The 18,084-nt window shown below is 58.5% G+C and carries 17 protein-coding genes; 11 read left to right on the top strand and 6 right to left on the bottom strand.

Features of this window, described 5'->3' with window-relative positions:
* The first annotated feature begins 61 nt into the window (after nucleotides 1-61).
* Together ssb and ACR0DJ_RS07970 are read left to right on the top strand one after the other, a co-directional pair.
* Nucleotides 62-556, top strand: a complete 495-nt coding sequence (gene ssb / locus ACR0DJ_RS07965; RefSeq protein ID WP_480684464.1) for a single-stranded DNA-binding protein — start codon at nucleotides 62-64, stop codon at nucleotides 554-556.
* An 18-nt stretch (nucleotides 557-574) separates the two neighbouring features.
* Nucleotides 575-1,645, top strand: coding sequence for a site-2 protease family protein (locus tag ACR0DJ_RS07970; protein WP_480684465.1), 1,071 nt, complete (start codon nucleotides 575-577; stop codon nucleotides 1,643-1,645).
* 9 nt (nucleotides 1,646-1,654) lie between these two features.
* On the opposite strand, the gene aroB is transcribed toward ACR0DJ_RS07970, so the two are convergent.
* Complete coding sequence (gene aroB, locus ACR0DJ_RS07975; protein WP_480684466.1) at nucleotides 1,655-2,767, bottom strand: 3-dehydroquinate synthase; 1,113 nt, start codon at nucleotides 2,765-2,767, stop codon at nucleotides 1,655-1,657.
* Nucleotides 2,768-3,355, bottom strand: a complete 588-nt coding sequence (locus tag ACR0DJ_RS07980) for a shikimate kinase (protein ID WP_170344605.1) — start codon at nucleotides 3,353-3,355, stop codon at nucleotides 2,768-2,770.
* A gap of 79 nt (nucleotides 3,356-3,434) precedes the next feature.
* Between ACR0DJ_RS07980 and ACR0DJ_RS07985 the strand changes: the two genes are divergently transcribed.
* From ACR0DJ_RS07985 to ACR0DJ_RS08000, 4 genes are all read left to right on the top strand, one after another.
* The gene (locus ACR0DJ_RS07985) at nucleotides 3,435-3,584 is read left to right on the top strand and encodes a hypothetical protein (RefSeq protein WP_257600588.1); all 150 of its coding nucleotides are present in this window, start codon (nucleotides 3,435-3,437) and stop codon (nucleotides 3,582-3,584) included.
* Nucleotides 3,574-5,094 carry a hypothetical protein gene (locus ACR0DJ_RS07990; RefSeq protein ID WP_257600587.1) on the top strand — a complete coding sequence of 507 codons (1,521 nt, stop codon included), beginning with the start codon at nucleotides 3,574-3,576 and terminating at the stop codon, nucleotides 5,092-5,094. Before ACR0DJ_RS07985 ends, ACR0DJ_RS07990 begins: the two co-directional genes overlap by 11 nt.
* 2 nt (nucleotides 5,095-5,096) lie before the next feature.
* On the top strand, nucleotides 5,097-6,053 hold the full coding sequence (locus ACR0DJ_RS07995) for a site-specific tyrosine recombinase XerD (protein WP_480684468.1): 957 nt from the start codon (nucleotides 5,097-5,099) through the stop codon (nucleotides 6,051-6,053).
* Between the two features lie 63 nt (nucleotides 6,054-6,116).
* The gene (locus tag ACR0DJ_RS08000) at nucleotides 6,117-7,424 is read left to right on the top strand and encodes an HlyC/CorC family transporter (protein WP_170344609.1); all 1,308 of its coding nucleotides are present in this window, start codon (nucleotides 6,117-6,119) and stop codon (nucleotides 7,422-7,424) included.
* Between the two features lie 146 nt (nucleotides 7,425-7,570).
* Here ACR0DJ_RS08000 and ACR0DJ_RS08005 read toward each other — a convergent pair whose 3' ends face one another.
* A complete protein-coding gene (locus tag ACR0DJ_RS08005) occupies nucleotides 7,571-7,825 on the bottom strand; it encodes a hypothetical protein (protein ID WP_480686242.1) in 255 nt (84 codons plus the stop codon).
* 13 nt (nucleotides 7,826-7,838) lie between these two features.
* Here ACR0DJ_RS08005 and ACR0DJ_RS08010 point away from each other — a divergent pair, with 13 nt between their 5' ends.
* The 5 genes from ACR0DJ_RS08010 (at nucleotide 7,839) to ACR0DJ_RS08030 (ending at nucleotide 15,296) form a co-directional block, all read left to right on the top strand.
* Nucleotides 7,839-10,256: a GcvT family protein gene (locus tag ACR0DJ_RS08010; protein WP_480684472.1), complete on the top strand. Its 2,418-nt coding sequence runs from the start codon at nucleotides 7,839-7,841 to the stop codon at nucleotides 10,254-10,256.
* 31 nt (nucleotides 10,257-10,287) lie between these two features.
* Entirely contained in the window at nucleotides 10,288-10,887 is a 600-nt protein-coding gene (locus ACR0DJ_RS08015) for a nucleotidyltransferase family protein (RefSeq protein WP_425078139.1), read from the top strand.
* Nucleotides 10,888-11,636: 749 nt separating this feature from the next.
* A complete protein-coding gene (locus ACR0DJ_RS08020; RefSeq protein WP_480684473.1) occupies nucleotides 11,637-13,073 on the top strand; it encodes a DegQ family serine endoprotease in 1,437 nt (478 codons plus the stop codon).
* Nucleotides 13,074-13,252: 179 nt separating this feature from the next.
* On the top strand, nucleotides 13,253-13,933 hold the full coding sequence (locus ACR0DJ_RS08025; RefSeq protein ID WP_299896413.1) for a response regulator transcription factor: 681 nt from the start codon (nucleotides 13,253-13,255) through the stop codon (nucleotides 13,931-13,933).
* 49 nt (nucleotides 13,934-13,982) lie between these two features.
* Nucleotides 13,983-15,296: an ATP-binding protein gene (locus ACR0DJ_RS08030; protein WP_480684474.1), complete on the top strand. Its 1,314-nt coding sequence runs from the start codon at nucleotides 13,983-13,985 to the stop codon at nucleotides 15,294-15,296.
* Here ACR0DJ_RS08030 and ACR0DJ_RS08035 read toward each other — a convergent pair.
* Genes ACR0DJ_RS08035 through ACR0DJ_RS08045 form a run of 3 tightly spaced genes read right to left on the bottom strand, consistent with a single transcriptional unit; the run spans nucleotide 15,293 to nucleotide 18,036 of the window.
* The gene (locus ACR0DJ_RS08035; protein ID WP_480684476.1) at nucleotides 15,293-15,760 is read right to left on the bottom strand and encodes a CYTH domain-containing protein; all 468 of its coding nucleotides are present in this window, start codon (nucleotides 15,758-15,760) and stop codon (nucleotides 15,293-15,295) included. The two genes, ACR0DJ_RS08030 and ACR0DJ_RS08035, sit on opposite strands and share 4 nt — an antisense overlap.
* Nucleotides 15,757-16,512, bottom strand: a complete 756-nt coding sequence (locus tag ACR0DJ_RS08040; RefSeq protein WP_480684477.1) for a ParA family protein — start codon at nucleotides 16,510-16,512, stop codon at nucleotides 15,757-15,759. Before ACR0DJ_RS08040 ends, ACR0DJ_RS08035 begins: the two co-directional genes overlap by 4 nt.
* 3 nt (nucleotides 16,513-16,515) lie before the next feature.
* Complete coding sequence (locus ACR0DJ_RS08045) at nucleotides 16,516-18,036, bottom strand: CHAD domain-containing protein (protein ID WP_480684478.1); 1,521 nt, start codon at nucleotides 18,034-18,036, stop codon at nucleotides 16,516-16,518.
* Nucleotides 18,037-18,084: the final 48 nt, after the last annotated feature.

Here is an 18,084-nt window from a genome sequence, read left to right on the forward strand (position 1 = left end):
TCTCACGGAACAAGTCGCGCCAGATTCGGCGCACATACGCGAAAACAGAACGAGGATTTTCATGGCGGGTTCAGTCAACAAGGTCATTCTGGTCGGAAATCTGGGTCGTGATCCCGAAGTGCGGACATTCCAGAACGGCGGAAAAGTATGCAATCTGCGCATTGCAACGTCAGAGACCTGGAAAGACCGCAACACGGGCGAACGCCGCGAACGGACGGAATGGCACTCGGTCGCCATCTTCAACGAAGGTCTGGTCCGTGTGGCCGAGCAATACCTGCGCAAGGGCTCTAAAGTCTATGTCGAAGGGCAGCTTCAGACCCGCAAGTGGCAGGACCAGTCTGGCCAGGACCGGTATTCTACTGAAGTTGTCCTTCAGGGCATTGGCTCAACCCTCGTGATGCTGGATGCGCGCGGTGAAGGCGGCGGCAGCGGCGGTGGTTACGGCGGCGGCCAGGCCGGTGGCGGCGGGTACGGAGACCCCTACGGTGGTCCGTCCAGTTCCCCGGCACCGGCACCGGCATCGGGCGGAATCGACGACGACGAGATTCCGTTCTAGGCAATTCGGAGACACGACATGACATGGTCCTTTTCTCTCGGCCGATTGCTCGGGTCCGAACTGAGAGTCCATGTCACGTTTTTTCTGCTTCTGGCCTGGGTGGGCTTTGCGGCCTATTCCGCCGGTGGCCTGCCGGCCGCCATAGACAACCTGTTGTTTGTTCTGGCCTTGTTTGCCTGTGTGGTCGCCCATGAGTTCGGTCATGCCCTCATGGCGCGGCGGTATGGAATCAAGACCCCAGACATAACATTGTTGCCGATCGGTGGGTTGGCCCGGCTTGAAAGGATGCCGGAAAAGCCTTTGCAAGAAGTCTTGGTGGCACTTGCAGGTCCGGCGGTGAACATCGTGATCTGGGTCATTCTGGTCGCCTTTGGTGCTGGACTGCCGATCGAGACGCTTTCCCAGATCGATTCACCGGGCATCGGGTTTCTGAACAGGTTGGCCTACATCAACCTTCTGCTGGCCGTATTCAACATGATCCCGGCCTTCCCCATGGACGGAGGGCGCGTGTTCCGCGCCCTTCTGTGCCTGCGCATGGATCGCGTCAAAGCAACACGTGTGGCTGCGGTCGGAGGTCAGATCGTTGCGGTGGGTCTGGGGTTTTTGGGGCTGAGCTCAGGCAACCCGTTTCTGGTGCTCATCGCCGTGTTCGTGTTCATCGCCGCCAACGCCGAAAGCCAGGACGTCGCCCTGCGATCTGCGGCACGCCGGGTTCTGGCCCGGGATGCGATGATCACCGAGTTTCACGCGCTCTCCCCCAACGATACGTTGAGCACGGCAGCACAAGCCGTAATTCACACCACGCAGCACGAGTTCCCTGTGTTGGATACGGATCAGTCTCTGCTTGGTTTTGTGACCCGAGATCGACTGTTTGCCGCGCTCGCAGGCGATCAGCCCAGATCGGCACCTGCCACCTCGATCATGAATGCCGATGTCCCCGCAGTTTCGCTTACCACCGGCCTCGAGACCGTGTTGGAACATCTGCACAACGGCGCTCCGGCCATCGCTGTGGTCACTCGGGGTGGTCGCATGATCGGTTACATCACGCGCGAGAACATCGGTGAACTGATGGTCATTCAGGGGCGCTAGGCTTTCAGGTCAAGCCGTGGCAAGCGCATCTGACAGAACCGAAAGAACCGCATCTTTCGGCACATCTGACGTCACGAACGCCTGTCCGATCCCACGCGCCAGAATAAACCGAAGCTGACCGTCCACGACTTTCTTGTCTTGTCCCATCAGATCCACCAGCGTGTCGGCACTTGGCAATTCGCCCGGAATATCGGCCAGATCCGTTTTCATCCCCATCGCACGCAAATGCGCGCGCACCCGGCTTGGATCCTCTTGTGAACACAGACCCAGCCGAGACGACAGTTCAAACGCCAGCGCACAGCCTATTGCCACACCTTCACCATGCAGAAGACGGTCGGAATAGCCTGTTGCGGCCTCCAGAGCGTGGCAGAACGTGTGCCCCAGATTGAGAAGAGCCCGGTCGCCTTGTTCGGTTTCATCCCGCGCGACGATATCGGCTTTCATTTGCACTGAACGCGTTACCGCGCGCACGCGGGCCGCCATGTCACCCGAGGAAATGCTTGGCCCGTTCGCCTCTAGCCAATCAAAGAATTTCGCGTCGCCAAGCAAACCGTATTTCACGACTTCGCCATACCCGGACAAAAAATCTCGCTGGGTCATGGTCCCAAGGACAGAGGTGTCGGCCAGAACCAGAGACGGTTGATGAAACGCGCCGATCAGGTTTTTGCCCTGCGGTGCGTTGATGCCGGTCTTTCCACCAACCGAGCTGTCCACTTGCGCCAGCAAAGACGTTGGAATCTGCACAAAACGAACACCACGCCGCAAAACCGCCGCTGCAAAGCCTGCCAGGTCTCCGATGACGCCGCCGCCCAAGGCCACGACAACATCCCGGCGTTCGACTTTTTCAGCGAGCAACCACTCGACGGCGCGCTCGAAATGCGGCCAGCTTTTGGTTGCCTCTCCGGCGGGCAGCGCCAGCGCGGTCATCTCGATCCCCGCGGCATTCAGCCCGGCGCGCAGCGCCTCGAGATGCAGACCGGCCACGTTTTCATCGGTCAGAACCGCGACTTTTGGCCGGGCCAGAAGTGGAGAGATCCAGCCCCCCGCCCGCGTCAGAAGATCCGGACCGATTTCAACATCATACGAACGGTCATCCAGGTCTACATGTACTGTTTGGTGCATTTATTTGAGTTCCAAAACATCAGGGCGTGTCATCAGGGCGTCGACAACGCGGCCTGCCATATTTTCGATCGAGGTCTCACCATCCGAATCCACAGCCAGATCGGCCTGAGCATAAACCGGCACGCGGGCCTCATAGAGGGCTTTCAATGTCGCATACGGATCGGCCGTGCGCAGCAGAGGACGTGTGTCTTTGTGGCGCACACGGTTCCACAGAACATTCAGGTCCGCGCGCAGCCAGACGGCAGCGCCCTTTTCGGCGATGATGCGACGGTTTTCCGGCTGGAGAAACGCCCCACCCCCCGTCGAGAGGATGCCTTTTTGTTCATCCAGCAAGCGCCTGATGACCTGCGATTCCTTGGCGCGAAAGAAAGGTTCGCCGTCACGTTCAAAAATTTCTGGAATCGTCATATTGGCGGCTGATTCTATCTCGGCATCGCTGTCCAGAAACGGAACGCCCAGCCGGGCAGCCAATGCGCGCCCCACCGCGGTCTTGCCAGCCCCCATCATACCCACCAGAACCACGGTTTTGTGCAGATCAAAGCCGCCCTGTGTGTCTGTCGAATGTGTGTTATGCTTAATTTCGCTCATTTAAACGTGAATGACGTGATCTTGGGAAAAATGCCAGTTATAACTTGGCCAAAATCAAAAATTGAGGCAGCGTGGCGCCATGGGCCGACTGATCAAATTCCTGATATATGTTCTTTGCCTGGTCTTCATTGGGCTGGTCGCCTATGCCTATATTGGCCCATTCTTTGGTGCGGATTTTTCTGCGCCTCAAAGTGAAATCCGCGAACCGGTCGTATTGGATGTCGACTAGACAGGCGCTGTTGGCGGTCTTTCTGGCGGGATCGGCACATGCGCAGACCCCGTTATCCGCGATCGAGTGGCTTGCGGATCCGCCGCAAAACCTGCCCGGAACCGTATTGCTGGAACCGCCGGTGGCACAGAACGGCGGATTGCCCGAAATTGAGGTCACGCCGCTTGAAGCGTTGTCGCAACCTTTGGGCCTGGTCGCATCATCCGTCACCGGGTTGCCCGTGGATTTGTGGCAAGGCAGCGATGCGAACCGGCTGGCGGAGCTGATCGCGAAGACGCCCGTTCGCGACAACCCGGCCATGCAACGCCTGTTGTTTACATTGCTTCTGTCGGAAACCCGCGCACCGGCGGGTCCTGATGCGCAAGAGGTCATGCTGCTGGCGCGGCTGGACCGTCTGATGCAACTGGGCGCGGCTGATCCCGTGCAATCGCTGGTTCAACTGGCCGGGCCGACCGATACACAGGATCGGTTTCAGCGCTGGTTTGACGCAACGCTGCTGACCGGCGATGAGGATCGCAGCTGCACCGCCCTTATCGCCGAACCGCACCTGTCAAAGGACTACGCCGCGCAAGTGTTCTGCAAAGCCCGGCGCGGAGATTGGGCATCGGCCGCGCTGACGCTTGAAGCCGCGCATGCCCTGGACATCCTGCCACCGGAAGAACTGGCGGTTCTGGATCGTTTTCTAAGCCCTGAACTCTATGAAGGCGCGGCTTATCTGCCCCAACCTGAAAACCCTGATCCATTGAGTTTCCGACTGTTCGAAGCGATCGGAGAACGGCTTCCGTCCGCCTCGTTGCCACGAGCTTTCGCCAACGCGGATCTTCGGGATGTGGCCGGATGGAAAGCACAGATCGAAGCCGCCGAACGGCTTACACGCATTGGCGCTTTGACGCCCAATCAATTGCTTGGACTTTATACCGAGCGGTCCCCGGCTGCGTCCGGCGCAGTTTGGGACAGAGTCGCGGCCATCCAACGATTTGAAAGTGCATTGGATACGCGAAACGCTGAAGCCATTGGAAAAACATTGCCTCCGGTCTGGCAGCAGATGCGCAGCGTCGGGCTTGAAGTACCCTTCGCCGAATTGTTCGCCGAGCGTCTGTCGAAGGTTTCGCTGTCGGTGCCGGCAACTGAAAACCTGCGCTGGCGCATTCTGATGTTGTCTGACCTGTACGAACAGGCAGCACTATCCGCGCCGGACAACTCGATCGATACCCTGTTTCTTGCGGCGCTGGCACAAGGCGATCCGGGGCGGGCGGTTTCTCCTTCTCCGTTGGCGGATGCGGTTTCTCAGGGGTTTGAATGGGCGGCGCCCGCACCCAACGACATTGACGCCTTGCTGGACAACGGTCAGCTTGGTGAAGCCATACTGGAAGCCATGCAGCTGTTTGCGCATGGTGCACGGGGCAATCTGGTGGATCTGACCGCAGCAATCGCAACCTTCCGACGCGTGGGCCTAGAAGACACCGCGCGGCGCGCCGCGCTGAGCCTGTTGATCCTGCAAGAGCGTTGAAGATGGCTATCCCGGCGACAAACGAACTTTGGATTTCGACCTTTCTACAGGCACAGGCCGCGGAACTTGGCGCAGCGACAAACACGTTGCTGGCCTATGGGCGCGACCTGAAGGACTTTGCGTCCTGGTTGGAGCACAGGGGATCCGGATTCAATCAGGCAGATCGTGATCAGATCGAAGCCTACCTGATCGACTGCGAGGCAGAGGGCTTGTCGCGCTCTACCCGCGCGCGGCGATTGTCAGCCATCAAACAGCTCTACCGATTTGCGTTCGAGGAAGGCTGGAACGAGACGAACCCCGCCATCCAGATCAAAGGTCCGGGACGGCAGAAGCGATTGCCCAAAACGCTGGACGTGCCCGAAGTCGACCGTCTTCTTGAAGCCGCCCGACAAACCGGGCGCAGCAAGGCCGATCGCATTCGCAATACCTGTTTGATGGAAGTTCTCTATGCCACCGGGATGCGCGTGACCGAACTTGTGTCCCTGCCCGTTTCCTCGGCCCGTGGCGATCCGCGCATGCTGTTGGTGTTGGGTAAAGGTGGCAAGGAACGCATGGTGCCCCTGTCCCCACCGGCGCGGGATGCTTTGGCCGCCTGGTTGACCGTACGGGACGAAGCCGAAGACCAGACCGTCGAGAAAGGCGGTCAAAGATCCCGCTTTCTGTTCCCGTCGCGCGGCAAGTCCGGGCACCTGACGCGGCACAGGTTCTTTCTGCTGGTCAAGGAACTGGCCGTTCAGGGTGGTGTTTCGCCCGAGAAAGTCACCCCGCATACCCTGCGTCACGCCTTTGCCACGCATCTGCTGGCCAACGGCGCTGACCTGCGTTCGATCCAGACCTTGTTGGGCCACGCCGACGTCGCAACGACCGAGATTTATACTCATGTTCTGGATGAACGGCTGACTGAACTGGTGTTGCAACACCACCCGCTGAGCAAAGACCCTGACGAAGACCGGGGCTAAGCCCTTGATCCAGCGGGGCGGCATCCCCATAACGGATGCATCACCCTAACCCACCAAGGACCAATGGAACCCTCACCTTCTCTGATCGACAGCACATTCTGGTTTACGTCAGGTGCGATCCTCTTGTTGCTCGTTTTGTCCGGCTTTTTTTCGGGTTCGGAAACAGCGCTCACAGCCTCTTCTCGCGGAAAACTGAGGGCTCAGGCCGACAAGGGATCACGCGGGGCGAAAAAGGCGCTAGAAATCACCGATGACAATGAACGCCTGATCGGCTCGGTTCTTCTGGGCAACAACCTTGTCAACATTCTGGCGGCCTCGCTGGCGACGGCCTTGTTCACCCGGCTGTTCGGCGAAAGCGGCGTGGCATTGGCGACACTGGTCATGACTCTGCTGGTGCTGATCTTTGCCGAAGTGCTGCCAAAGACCTATGCCATCACCAATTCCGAAAAGGCCGCGGCGGCTGTCGCGCCGATCATCAGCGTCGTCGTGACGGTGTTTTCACCCATTGTGGCCGCGGTGCGGCTGCTGGTGCGCGGTGTGTTGCGTCTGTTCGGCGTGCAGATCGATCCCGACAGCAACATTCTGGCCGTGCGCGAAGAGATTGCCGGCGCTCTGCAACTTGGTCATTCCGAAGGCGTGGTCGAAAAAGAAGACCGCGACCGCATCTTGGGTGCGCTGGATCTGGGCGACCGGACGGTGGAAGAGATCATGCTGCACCGCTCGAATATCGAGATGATCGACGCCAATGCTGCCCCCGAGGCGATCCTGAAACAATGTCTGCAAAGCCCGCACACCCGCCTGCCTGTGTTCCGGGACGAGCCGGAAAACATCGTGGGTGTTGTCCACGCCAAGGACCTCTTTCGCGCCATGTATGCGCAGGCAGGCAGCAGCGACGGCGGGACCGACCGTTTGGCAAGCTTTGACATCGGAAAGGTGGCAAACGCCCCTTACTTTGTGCCCGAGACCACGACCTTGGACGACCAGATGCGGGAATTCCTGCGCATGCACAGCCATTTTGCATTGGTTGTGGATGAATATGGGTCACTGCGGGGCCTGATCACGCTTGAAGATATTCTTGAAGAAATCGTGGGCGAGATCGCCGATGAGTTCGACATAGACGAAGAGGTGCCTGTAATACGCACCGAAGATGGCCAGTATCTGGTCGAAGGTTCCATGACGATCCGGGATGCCAATAGGGCACTGGACTGGTCTCTGCCGGATGACGAGGCGAACACACTTGCCGGCCTGGTGATTCACGAGGCACAGATGATCCCTGACGTCGGTCAGGTGTTTTCGTTCCACGGTTTCCGGTTCGAGGTCACGGCGCGTGAAGGCAACCGCATCACCGGATTGAAAGTGCGCCCCCTGTAACGCCTGCGATTTTTCCGAAACGTTCCGAGCACTGGCAAAGCGCCTGGCGTCAACTGAACGACCCAATGGCGCTGAACCGGGCGCGGATATTCCGATCATCGCACTGTCCGGCCCAAGCACGGAGCCGGGCACGACGGCCAGTTTGATCACCCCGGCTTGGTTTCAGCTGTGCAGTACAGTGAAAAAGCCGCCTTCAAGGCAGAAAAAAACCACTGGGCGATGCCGCACTGAAAAAGACGCAGGCCGCCGTTTTGTTTCGCTCGGTTATAGGTTTCGACGCGCTTTGGCTGTGCGAGAAGGCACTGCAAATCCAAAGCTGGTGCAATACGTGACATGCGACACTTGTTGTCGCTAACAGACGAGTAATATCCCCATCGGCTGGACAGTTTTTCCAAAACCATGGGGAGGAGCACTGTGAAAACCACCTGTCAGGTTGCCGTCATCGGAGGCGGCGTCGTCGGCTGTTCGGTGCTCTATCACCTCACCAAGCTGGGCTGGTCGGACGTGATGCTGCTGGAGCGGTCCGAACTGACCAGCGGATCGACCTGGCATGCGGCGGGCGGGTTTCACACGCTGAACGGCGACACCAACATGGCCGCGCTGCAAGGCTACACCATCCGGCTGTACAAAGAGCTGGAAGAGATCACCGGCATGTCCTGCGGGCTGCACCATGTGGGCGGCATCACCCTGGCCGACAATCAGGACCGGTTCGACATGCTGCTGGCCGAACGCGCCAAGCACCGCTTCATGGGGCTGGAGACCGAGATCGTCGGCCCCGACGAGATCAGGAAGATCGCCCCCATCACCAACACCGACGGCATCATCGGCGCGCTGTATGATCCGCTGGACGGGCACCTCGACCCCTCGGGCACGACCCACGCCTATGCCAAGGCCGCGCGGATGGGCGGTGCCACGATCGAAACCCACTGCATGGTGCGTGAAACCAACCAGCGCCCCGACGGCACCTGGGACGTTGTGACCGATAAGGGCACCATCCACGCCGAGCATATCGTCAACGCCGGCGGCCTCTGGGCGCGCGAGGTGGGCGCGATGGCGGGCATCTACTTCCCTCTGCACCCGATGGAGCATCAATACCTCGTCACCGACAACATCCCTCAGATCGAGGCGATCATCGACGCGGGCGGCGAGCATCCGCATGTGATGGACCCGGCCGGCGAAAGCTATCTGCGGCAAGAAGGGCGCGGGTTGTGCATCGGCTTTTACGAACAGCCCTGCAAACCCTGGGCCGTGGACGGTACGCCATGGGAGTTCGGGCACGAGCTGTTGCCGGATGATTTCGACAAGATCACCGACAGTATCGAGTTCGCCTATCGCCGCTTCCCGGTTCTGGCCGAAGCGGGCGTGAAGTCGGTGATCCACGGCCCCTTCACCTTTGCGCCGGACGGCAACCCGCTGGTCGGGCCGGTGCCGGGCGTGCGCAACTACTGGTCGGCCTGCGGCGTGATGGCCGGGTTCAGCCAGGGCGGCGGGGTCGGCCTGACGCTGGCGCAATGGATGATCGAGGGCGAGCCCGAGCGCGACGTCTTTGCCATGGACGTGGCCCGCTTCGGCGACTGGATCACCCCCGGCTATACCCGCCCCAAGGTGATTGAGAACTATCAGAAACGGTTCAGCGTCGCCTACCCGAACGAGGAGCTGCCCGCCGCCCGCCCCAACCGCACCACGCCGATGTACGACATCTTTTCCGATCTGGGCGCGGTCTGGGGCCAGCAATACGGGCTCGAGGTGCCAAACTATTTCGCGCAAGAGGACGAACCGGGCTATGAAACCCCGTCCTTCCGCCGCTCGGATGCGTTCGAGGCAACGGGCCGCGAGGTACGTGCCGTGCGCGAAGGCGTCGGCATCAACGAGGTGCACAATTTCGGCAAATACCTGATCACCGGCCCTCGCGCCCGCGACTGGCTGGATCGGATCATGGCCGGGCGCATCCCCGCCCCGGGCCGCCTGTCGCTGACCCCGATGCTGTCGCCCAAGGGCAAGCTGATCGGGGATTTTACCGTGTCGTGTCTGGCCGAGGAGGAGTTCCAGCTCACCGCCTCATACGGCGCGCAGAACTTCCACATGCGTTGGTTCCGGCAGCATCAGCAAGACGGCGTAACCGTCGAGAATATCAGCGACAAACGCAACGGATTCCAGATTGCCGGCCCCAAGGCCCGCGAGGTTCTGGCCGCCTGCACCCGCGCCGATATCAGCGACATGCGCTTCATGGAGGTGCGGCGCATGGTCGTGGGCATGACCGACTGCATCGTGCAGCGGGTCAGCTATACCGGCGATCTGGGGTTCGAGATCTATTGCGATCCGATGGCGCAGCGCCAGCTGTGGTGGACCCTGTGGCAGGCCGGCCAGCCGCACGGCATCACACCCTTCGGCATGCGCGCGATGATGAGCCTGCGGCTCGACAAGTTCTTCGGATCATGGATGCGCGAATTCTCACCCGACTACACGGCGGCCGAAACCGGGCTGGACCGGTTCATCGCCTTCAACAAGAGTGCGGACTTCATCGGCCGCCCCGCCGCCGAGGCCGAACGTGCGACAGGCTCTTCGCGTAGGCTGGTGGCCTTCGAGGTTGATGCAGTCGATGCCGACGTGAACGCCTATGAACCGATCTGGTTGGAGGGCAAGGTCGTGGGTTTTTGCACCTCGGGCGGTTATTCGCATTGTGCCCGAAGATCCGTCGCCATCGGTTTTCTGCCACCCGAACGCGCAACAGATGGGCTTGAAGCAAAGATCGAAATATTGGGCCAGATGCGCAAGGCAAAGGTCATCTCGACACCCTTGTTTGACGCAGACGGCGCCCGAATGAGGGGCTGACTTGGGCGCGGGCCGACGGCATTGTACTGAAATGACTGAAATACCCATTATCCTTCTGGCGGCGGGCCAATCCAGCCGTATGGGCGGCATCGACAAATTGATGCAGCCGATCAACGGCATCCCGTTGGTCGCCCGCTCGGCAAGCGTGGCCTGCGCCGTGGGACCTGTGATTGTCGCCCTGCCCCCTGAACCAAATCCAAGATATGGCGCGCTTGATGGCATGGATGTTCAAATCGTTCCGGTCCGGGATGCGGCAGAAGGCATGAACGCCAGTTTGCGCGCCGCGATCCAAAAACTGCCGCCGGATGCACCCGCCGCCATGGTTTTGCTGGCCGATCTGCCCGATCTTACGGAAGCTGACCTGGCAACAATCCTGAAAGCGCGACAAACCCATCCCGACAACCTGATCTGGCGTGGCACAACCGAGGATGGAAAGCCCGGTCATCCGGTGGTGTTTGACAGATCCCTTTTTGATCAACTGTCACAGTTGCAAGGGGACGACGGTGCCCAGGAGATCGTGCGAAAGTATCAAGACAGTGTTTATCTGCATCCCCTGCCCGGCCGAAACGCGCTGTTGGATCTGGATACCCCGGATGACTGGAAGGACTGGCACAGAAAACATGCCCTCTGAACAAACACGGCCCGGTCTTGTCGACCGGGCCGGTGCCCAAAACAGGACTACCACTTTGCTCAATCTCCAAAGCGCGGCCAGTGTGCTTTCAGAAACACCCCGGCTCTCAAACAGCCAAACCTAAACAAGACCCCCTCGTTAACACGCCGTTATCACTTATGGTGATCGAGTTAGCCGCCAGCGCCCCCTAGCGCTTTTAGCTCCCCTCACTTGGGCACCTTCATCCTCACCTATCCGATCGTTTGAAACAACGTAAAATTGGAAGGAAGGGTTAATTTGGGTCTTCTGCAAATGGCTTTTACGCAACATCGCGCCAAACTGAAATCAACCTTAAGGCGATCGACTGTTTTCACAAGCGGTAGCGATTCGGGATTAAGCGCAAACTTATTTGCCATTATCCGCAATCAACAACATTTTTTTTGTGTCAAGCCATGTCTCGACCAAACCCACCCACAACCATTGGAGGAGCAGACCTTTTTCCCATCATTCGGAAGGATGATTGTCAACAAAACAAAACAAATTCAATGTTTTTGAAAGTTTGACGCCATTTTTAGCAACAATCCTCCGATTCGCTCTGGTTCGGATCGGTAAAAATCCGCGAATCCCGATCAACGTCGACCGCAACACAACACCGACTTTGTGGCAAAATTAAGATTTATTAATTGATCAGTCAGGAAACGCCAATTCTGAGCGGGCATCTGTTGTCTCAACGCGCAGCCGCAACTGCGTGATGATAACAGGAGACACAAATGAGCATCCGCAAATCCTCGCTTCTACTTCCCCGCGCTTCCAACTGGGCAGGTGCCAGCGCGCTCGGCGCGGCCCTTCTGGCAACGACGGCCATGCCGTCCATGGCGGACGAGGCATTGGCTGATCTGGTTGAGACCGTTTCACCTTCGGTCGTGACCATCATCGCCGAACACGAGGCAGCGCCGACCCCGGCCCAGGGTCAGAACTTTGACTTCGATGGGCACCCTTTTGGAGAATTCTTCAAACGCTTCGGCGGCCCCGAAGGGTTCAACATGCCGCAACGTGGCCCGTCCCAGGGCTTGGGCTCGGGATTTGTTCTGGATGAGGCCGGATACATCATCACCAATCACCATGTCGTCGACAATGCCTCGACCGTGACCGTAAGGCTCAGCGATGATCGCACCTTCGACGCCGAAGTGGTCGGAACGGATCCGCTGACGGATATCGCGGTTCTGAAAATCGACGCGGGGATTGACCTGCAAGCCGTGGAACTTGGCGACAGTGACGCAATCCGCGTGGGCGAAGACGTGGTCGCCATCGGCAATCCCTTCGGCCTGAGCTCGACCGTGACCACAGGCATCGTTTCGGCAAAGGGCCGCAACATCTCGGAAGGACCCTATGCCGAGTTCATCCAGACGGATGCGGCAATCAACAAGGGCAACTCGGGCGGCCCCCTGTTCAATATGGAAGGCGAAGTGGTTGGCGTGAACTCGGCCATCTATTCGCCCAGCGGTGGTTCTGTGGGGCTTGGATTTGCCGTCACGTCGAACATCGTTGAACACATCGCAGCCGATCTGCGGGATGACGGACAGGTGAGCCGCGGTTGGCTGGGCGTGTCGATCCAGAACGTAAGCCCGCAACTTGCGGCCGCGTTGGGAATCGAGGCTTCCTCGGGCGCGCTGGTCTCTGACGTGGTTGCAGGCAGCCCGGCAGATGGTGCCCTGAAGCAGGGAGACGTTATCCTGACCTTCAACGACGATGCCGTAGACTCCAGCGGTGACCTTCCCATCCTTGTGGGCACGACCAAGGTCGGCACCGACAGCACTCTGACCGTGTTGCGTGACGGCAAGATGGAAACGGTGACCTTGACGGTTGGCCAGCATCAGGCCGCATCGGCCGAGGCAGACAAACCGGTCGAGGCAGAAGTTGCGGGCACGACGCTGGGTGTGACCGTGGCTCCCCTGACCGAAGCGGTTCGGGCAGAAACCGGTGTTGCTGAAACTGTCGAGGGCGTCGTCGTCACCGACCTGAAGCCCGACAGCCCGGCGGCAAAGGCCGGCCTGAAGCGCGGCGATGTGATCGTCAAGCTCGGCAATCAGGACACTGTTACTCCGGACGCGCTGAAGGCTGCGCTGGACAGTGAGAAAACCGATCCTGCCCTGGTGCTGATCAACCGTGGCGGCAGCCAGATCTTCGTCGCGGTCGAACTGGCCTGACCTGAACATGCGTGCGCCGCTTGATGGGGATTTTCGGCGCACGCCTCACCCGGCGGATCAGAGTTGTCCACTATCCGCCGGGCTTGCCGGGTGCCGGCCCAGCACCCGGCAAGAACTTCTTCTAACCATATGCTTTAGTTAAAATTTGTGATTAGATATCGGAAGAAAGGAGCCCGAGCATGAGCCGCCGTCTGTTGATCGTCGAAGATGATGCTGACACCAAGGACTTCATCGCCAAAGGTTTTGGCGAAGAAGGGTATGTGGTCGAAACCGCGGCTGACGGTCGTGAGGGGTTGTACCATGCCACGGATGGTGGGTTCGACGCCATTGTTCTTGACAGGATGCTGCCCGGTCTGGACGGGCTGTCGCTGATCAAGTCCATGCGGGCCGCCGGTTTGAAAACCCCGGTTTTGATGCTGACGGCGATGAGCGCCGTGGACGAAAGGGTCAAAGGGCTGCGCTCGGGCGCTGACGATTACCTGGTCAAGCCTTTTTCGTTTCAGGAACTGCACGCCAGAATCGAAGCCCTGTTGCGTCGCCCTCAGGAATCCGAAGAGACGCCGACATTGACCTGCAAAGACCTTCAGATGGATTTGTTGACCCGCAAGGTCACACGCGATGGGCACGAGATCACCCTGACACCGCGTGAGTTTCAGATTCTCGAGTTTTTCCTGCGCCGCAAAAACCGTGTGGTATCGCGCACCATGTTGCTTGAAGGCGTTTGGGATTATCATTTTGACCCGAACACCAACGTCGTCGACGTGCATATCTCGAAGTTGCGGCGTCAGCTGGACGAAGGCGGCGATGCCCCGTTGATTGAAACCGTCCGCGGAGCAGGTTACATGATGTCCGATGGATAACCTGCCGCTTTCGTTAAACAATTCAAGAACAAGGCTGGTCGCAACCAGCATGATTCTGAGCACGATTCTGACGGCATCAGTGCTTGCGTTCGTCTATGTGACCGCCAACCGAAGCATCGAGGCCGAGACCCGCTCGGTCGTATCAGCAGAGTTGACGGGGCTTGCAGATGAATACGAAAGACGCGGGCTGATTGGGTTGATCACTGCAATTGAGCGCCGTTTGCCAAGTGCCCCAGAGCGGGACGCGCTCTATCTTTTGACAGATCGGTTGGGCCTCAAACTTGCGGGCAATCTCAAGTCCTGGCCGGTGAACATTGCCGCCGGAAGCGGTTGGGTAGACTTGGAATTGCGCCGGGCAGACAATGATCAGTTCGTGTCCGTCTCAGCCGCATCGATCCGCCTGCCGGGCGGTGAGCGCCTTCTGGTTGGGCGGGATGCTACGTCACGCCAGCAATTCGACAGGGTTCTGTTTCGCTCGGTTGCCCTGGCGCTGGGGATTGCATTGGTTCTGAGCGTCATCACCGGCTGGTTGTTCACGCGGTTGGTATTCTCGCGCCTTTCGGATATTGCCAGCACGGCCGAGAATATCGTTTCAGGCGATCTGTCAAAGCGGATGCCGCTGCGCGGAACCGGGGACGAATTCGATCAGGTTTCGGGCACATTGAACAACATGCTTGACCGGATCGAGGAGTTGATCAGCAACCTTCGGACCACCTCGAATTCCATAGCACATGATCTTCGCTCGCCTTTGTCTCGTCTGCGGCAAAGGGTCGAGGCCCTCTCTGAACCTGGCAAAAGCGATCTGGATCGCGAGATCGACATTGCACGGGCGACGGGTGAAATTGATCACGTCCTGCGCGTGCTGGGGCAACTCACTGAAATCTCGCGGGCCGAGGCCGGTCTGGGGCGCGAGCAATTCGAAACCATAGATTTGCAGCAACTTGTTGGTGATGTTGTCGAGCTTTATGAGCCGGTCGCCGCCGATCAAGGTGTGCAACTTGAAGTCAGGGGTTCCGCCCCTGCCATTCAGGGGCACCGGCCGCTTCTGTCGCAAGCTCTTTCCAATCTGTTGGAAAACGCAATGCGCTACGCGCCGGAACATACTACGATCACGATCTCGATCGGTTCTCGCGACGGTTTCACCCAACTGAGCGTCAGGGATCGTGGCCCCGGCGTTCCGCCCGAAGAACTGGATCGCCTTCAGCTTCCCTTCGTGACACTTGACCCCGCGCGGACGGAACGCAATGCGGGTTTGGGCCTGGCGCTGGTGGCCGCAATTTCACATATGCACGGTGGGAAATTTGCCGCCCGGAACTGCGATCCCGGGCTGGAAACCACGATCAATCTGGCACAACAGCGTTAATCCGGAACACCGTGTATCGCTATGGTCTTGTTCTTGTAACGCGTGTCGGCGGTGACATCCGCGCCGAACCAATCCGGTGGCACGTATCCTTTGGCCTGCTCCTCCGAAGTGAACTCCACCTCGACCAGACGCAACGGCGCCAGATCGCCTGAAAAGACGTCCAGCTCGAACAGCAGACCACCGGGCAAATGACCGGTGTAGCGCTCTTTTTCAACCCTGCGCCCTTCCGTTTCCGGCCAGAAGGTTTCGAACTGATCCGCGGTGATCTCGGCCTCGCGCTCTACCCGGACCAGGCCACCAACCCCTTTCAAGGTCAGGAAATACGCATCGTTTTTTTGCCTCAGCCGCAGCTCGGTGGAATCGTCGGGCGCGGTCAGATAACCCTGTCTTACAACGGCTTTTTTCGCTTTGCTCAGGTCCGGCAGGTTTGAAACCAGAAATTTGCGCTCGATTTCCTTGCTCATTGGTTCGAAATCACTCCGTTTTCCAGCTCTTCAAACAGCGCCCTGTAAGACGCACAAGACGCACTGCGCCCGGCATAGGTACAGACCGGGGCACGATACTGACCCATCTTTTCGATATCCGCAGCGAAAGGAACCACCGTCTGCAAAAAGCGTTTTGGATACAGCTTGCGCATCGCCTTCATGGTTTCCTGATGCAAAACCTTCCGGTGTTGCACCATCGAAAAAAAGGCCCGCAGTTTTTTCTTGCGCAGCTTGTGTTGTTCAAAAAAGCTCACCAGCTGATCGAAACTCCGCTCGGACAGGGGCGTCGGAATGACCGGCACGACGATTTCATCGGCAGCTTTGAAGATATTCTCGGACAGGGTCGAAAAATTGGGCGGGCAATCCAGAATGATCACGTCATAGTCGCTGCCCGCGGCAATCAAAGCTTTTTTCAGCCGCGAACGTTTGTTTCGCATCCGCGACAGGAACACGTCGAAGTCGCGGAAGGTCAGGTTCGCCGGAAGAACGTCCAGCCCTTCGAAATCGCTGGCCCGGATTGCCTTGGTAAACCGTCCCACATCTTCGAAAAACCGCGCATCCGTCAGCTTTTTCGAAGGCTTCACCCGAAAGTAGAACCCCGATGCGCCCTGGGGGTCGAGATCACACAACAGCACCTGTTGCCCCGCCTGCGCATAGGAATAAGCAAGGTTCACCGAAGTTGCGGTTTTGCCGACACCGCCCTTGTTGCTGTAACAGGCAATGATCTTCATTCCTCACTCCTTTTGTCGGTGAAACAAGGTCCGGAACAAGTGCCGGGTTTCCGGCCCGTCGAATTTCTGAAAGCTGGCAATCACGCGGCTCCGCTCGGCCTTTTGGCGTTGATCCAGAACCGCAATCAATCCCCCCACGGCCAGACCCATCCGCGCATCCACATGACCCCGCGTGTCGCTGTGCTGCGCGACAAAAGCCAACAAGGACTTTTGCTGAACAGAGCAGTCGTTGAACACGCCCAGATTGTCCTGTAGCTTTTTCAATGGCTTGATGATGTTCTTGAAGCTCTTTTCATCGAACAGAGGCCCAAATATCTCCATCAGATAGCGCAGCTTCTTGCAATCAATACGAAGGTCATGCACGGTTTCGTCCGGCGTCTCGTCGGTGATACCGCGTGCGGTTTTGCAGACTTTTCGATACCGTTTCCAGATCAATGCGCACGCATATTCATGTGCTGCCCGTTTCGCGTTAGATCCGGGCGTCAGGCGATCCGATCCGTTGAACATCGCCGTCAGATCGGACATACGGGCGTTGTATTCGTCACTGCGCAACCGGCGAGACAAACGTGACAGCTCCTTGGCGCGCTCCTCCTCGAAAAGGTCGAACATCTCTTGCAGGCCCGCGTGAAGACTGGGCGGTACCAGACTGAAGTATTTATCTTTTTCCAGAAGATAGACATCCAGATCACGCATGCGCCCGGTGGCGTCCATGAGATCGGAAAAGACACGTTTCAATTGCACTGTCTGCGCGTCTGAAAAAACGCCTTTGAACAGGCTGATCACGGATCGGACCTTCCGCAGAGACACCCGGTAATCATGCAGAAATTCCGTGTCGATATCGGCGATAATTCCTTCTTCGTTTTGCCGGGCAACTTTCAGATAGGTTTGAATGATATCTGCCGCGACCTGAATGGATGGCTCAGCTTTTCCCAACTGGATTTCTGGCTTGGCGCGATAGGCAGCCATGCCCGGGAAAAGCCCGGCGCAAAACGCTTCGACACCCGCCTGCCCCTCGCACGCGGTGGAAATCGCGGTGTTCACCTTTTGGAATTCTTTCTCATACCCCCGCAGCCGCTGAAGCTGAACGATTGCTGCCTGACCCGTCTGCGAAGACAGGCACCAGACCGTTCCCCTGACCAGCGTTTTGTCAAGCTCATCCAATACGGCGAGGGATTTCACCTGAATCTCCCCGGCTCCGATCTGCATCAGCGCGCGCAGTTTGGGGAAACCCTTCAAAGCCGCTTTCACGGGGCCCTGCGGTAGCTCTTGAACAAACCGCCCCTGCCCCTTGCAGCGTTGAGACAGCGGCGCACGGCCATTTCGGAAAAGCCACAGTGTTTCTCCGACCTCAAGCAGAACACAACCTGAATTCCGCAACGATTGATCGTGGCAATCCAAAAGCACGAAAGATCTCGATTCCGTCGGTGGGCCGATCCTGATCGCAAACCCGGGAATGAGCTTTTCAACAAGCGACTGGTCAATGGATTGGGACAGAATGCACTGAATACCTGAAGGTTCCGTCATGATCCACCAATCCGGGGCGTTTTCAGGTATTCATTGACGCTGGTCTCA

The organism is Ruegeria sp. BF10 (genome assembly GCF_056538725.1).

What these genes read in the sequence shown, in the direction of transcription:
- ssb (WP_480684464.1), top strand. Translation starts at nt 62, where the DNA reads ATGGCGGGTTCAGTCAACAAGGTCATTCTGGTCGGAAATCTGGGTCGT.
- ACR0DJ_RS07970 (WP_480684465.1), top strand. Translation starts at nt 575, where the DNA reads ATGACATGGTCCTTTTCTCTCGGCCGATTGCTCGGGTCCGAACTGAGA.
- aroB (WP_480684466.1), bottom strand. Translation starts at nt 2,767, where the DNA reads ATGCACCAAACAGTACATGTAGACCTGGATGACCGTTCGTATGATGTT.
- ACR0DJ_RS07980 (WP_170344605.1), bottom strand. Translation starts at nt 3,355, where the DNA reads ATGAGCGAAATTAAGCATAACACACATTCGACAGACACACAGGGCGGC.
- ACR0DJ_RS07985 (WP_257600588.1), top strand. Translation starts at nt 3,435, where the DNA reads ATGGGCCGACTGATCAAATTCCTGATATATGTTCTTTGCCTGGTCTTC.
- ACR0DJ_RS07990 (WP_257600587.1), top strand. Translation starts at nt 3,574, where the DNA reads ATGTCGACTAGACAGGCGCTGTTGGCGGTCTTTCTGGCGGGATCGGCA.
- ACR0DJ_RS07995 (WP_480684468.1), top strand. Translation starts at nt 5,097, where the DNA reads ATGGCTATCCCGGCGACAAACGAACTTTGGATTTCGACCTTTCTACAG.
- ACR0DJ_RS08000 (WP_170344609.1), top strand. Translation starts at nt 6,117, where the DNA reads ATGGAACCCTCACCTTCTCTGATCGACAGCACATTCTGGTTTACGTCA.
- ACR0DJ_RS08005 (WP_480686242.1), bottom strand. Translation starts at nt 7,825, where the DNA reads ATGGTTTTGGAAAAACTGTCCAGCCGATGGGGATATTACTCGTCTGTT.
- ACR0DJ_RS08015 (WP_425078139.1), top strand. Translation starts at nt 10,288, where the DNA reads ATGACTGAAATACCCATTATCCTTCTGGCGGCGGGCCAATCCAGCCGT.
- ACR0DJ_RS08020 (WP_480684473.1), top strand. Translation starts at nt 11,637, where the DNA reads ATGAGCATCCGCAAATCCTCGCTTCTACTTCCCCGCGCTTCCAACTGG.
- ACR0DJ_RS08025 (WP_299896413.1), top strand. Translation starts at nt 13,253, where the DNA reads ATGAGCCGCCGTCTGTTGATCGTCGAAGATGATGCTGACACCAAGGAC.
- ACR0DJ_RS08030 (WP_480684474.1), top strand. Translation starts at nt 13,983, where the DNA reads ATGATTCTGAGCACGATTCTGACGGCATCAGTGCTTGCGTTCGTCTAT.
- ACR0DJ_RS08035 (WP_480684476.1), bottom strand. Translation starts at nt 15,760, where the DNA reads ATGAGCAAGGAAATCGAGCGCAAATTTCTGGTTTCAAACCTGCCGGAC.
- ACR0DJ_RS08040 (WP_480684477.1), bottom strand. Translation starts at nt 16,512, where the DNA reads ATGAAGATCATTGCCTGTTACAGCAACAAGGGCGGTGTCGGCAAAACC.
- ACR0DJ_RS08045 (WP_480684478.1), bottom strand. Translation starts at nt 18,036, where the DNA reads ATGACGGAACCTTCAGGTATTCAGTGCATTCTGTCCCAATCCATTGAC.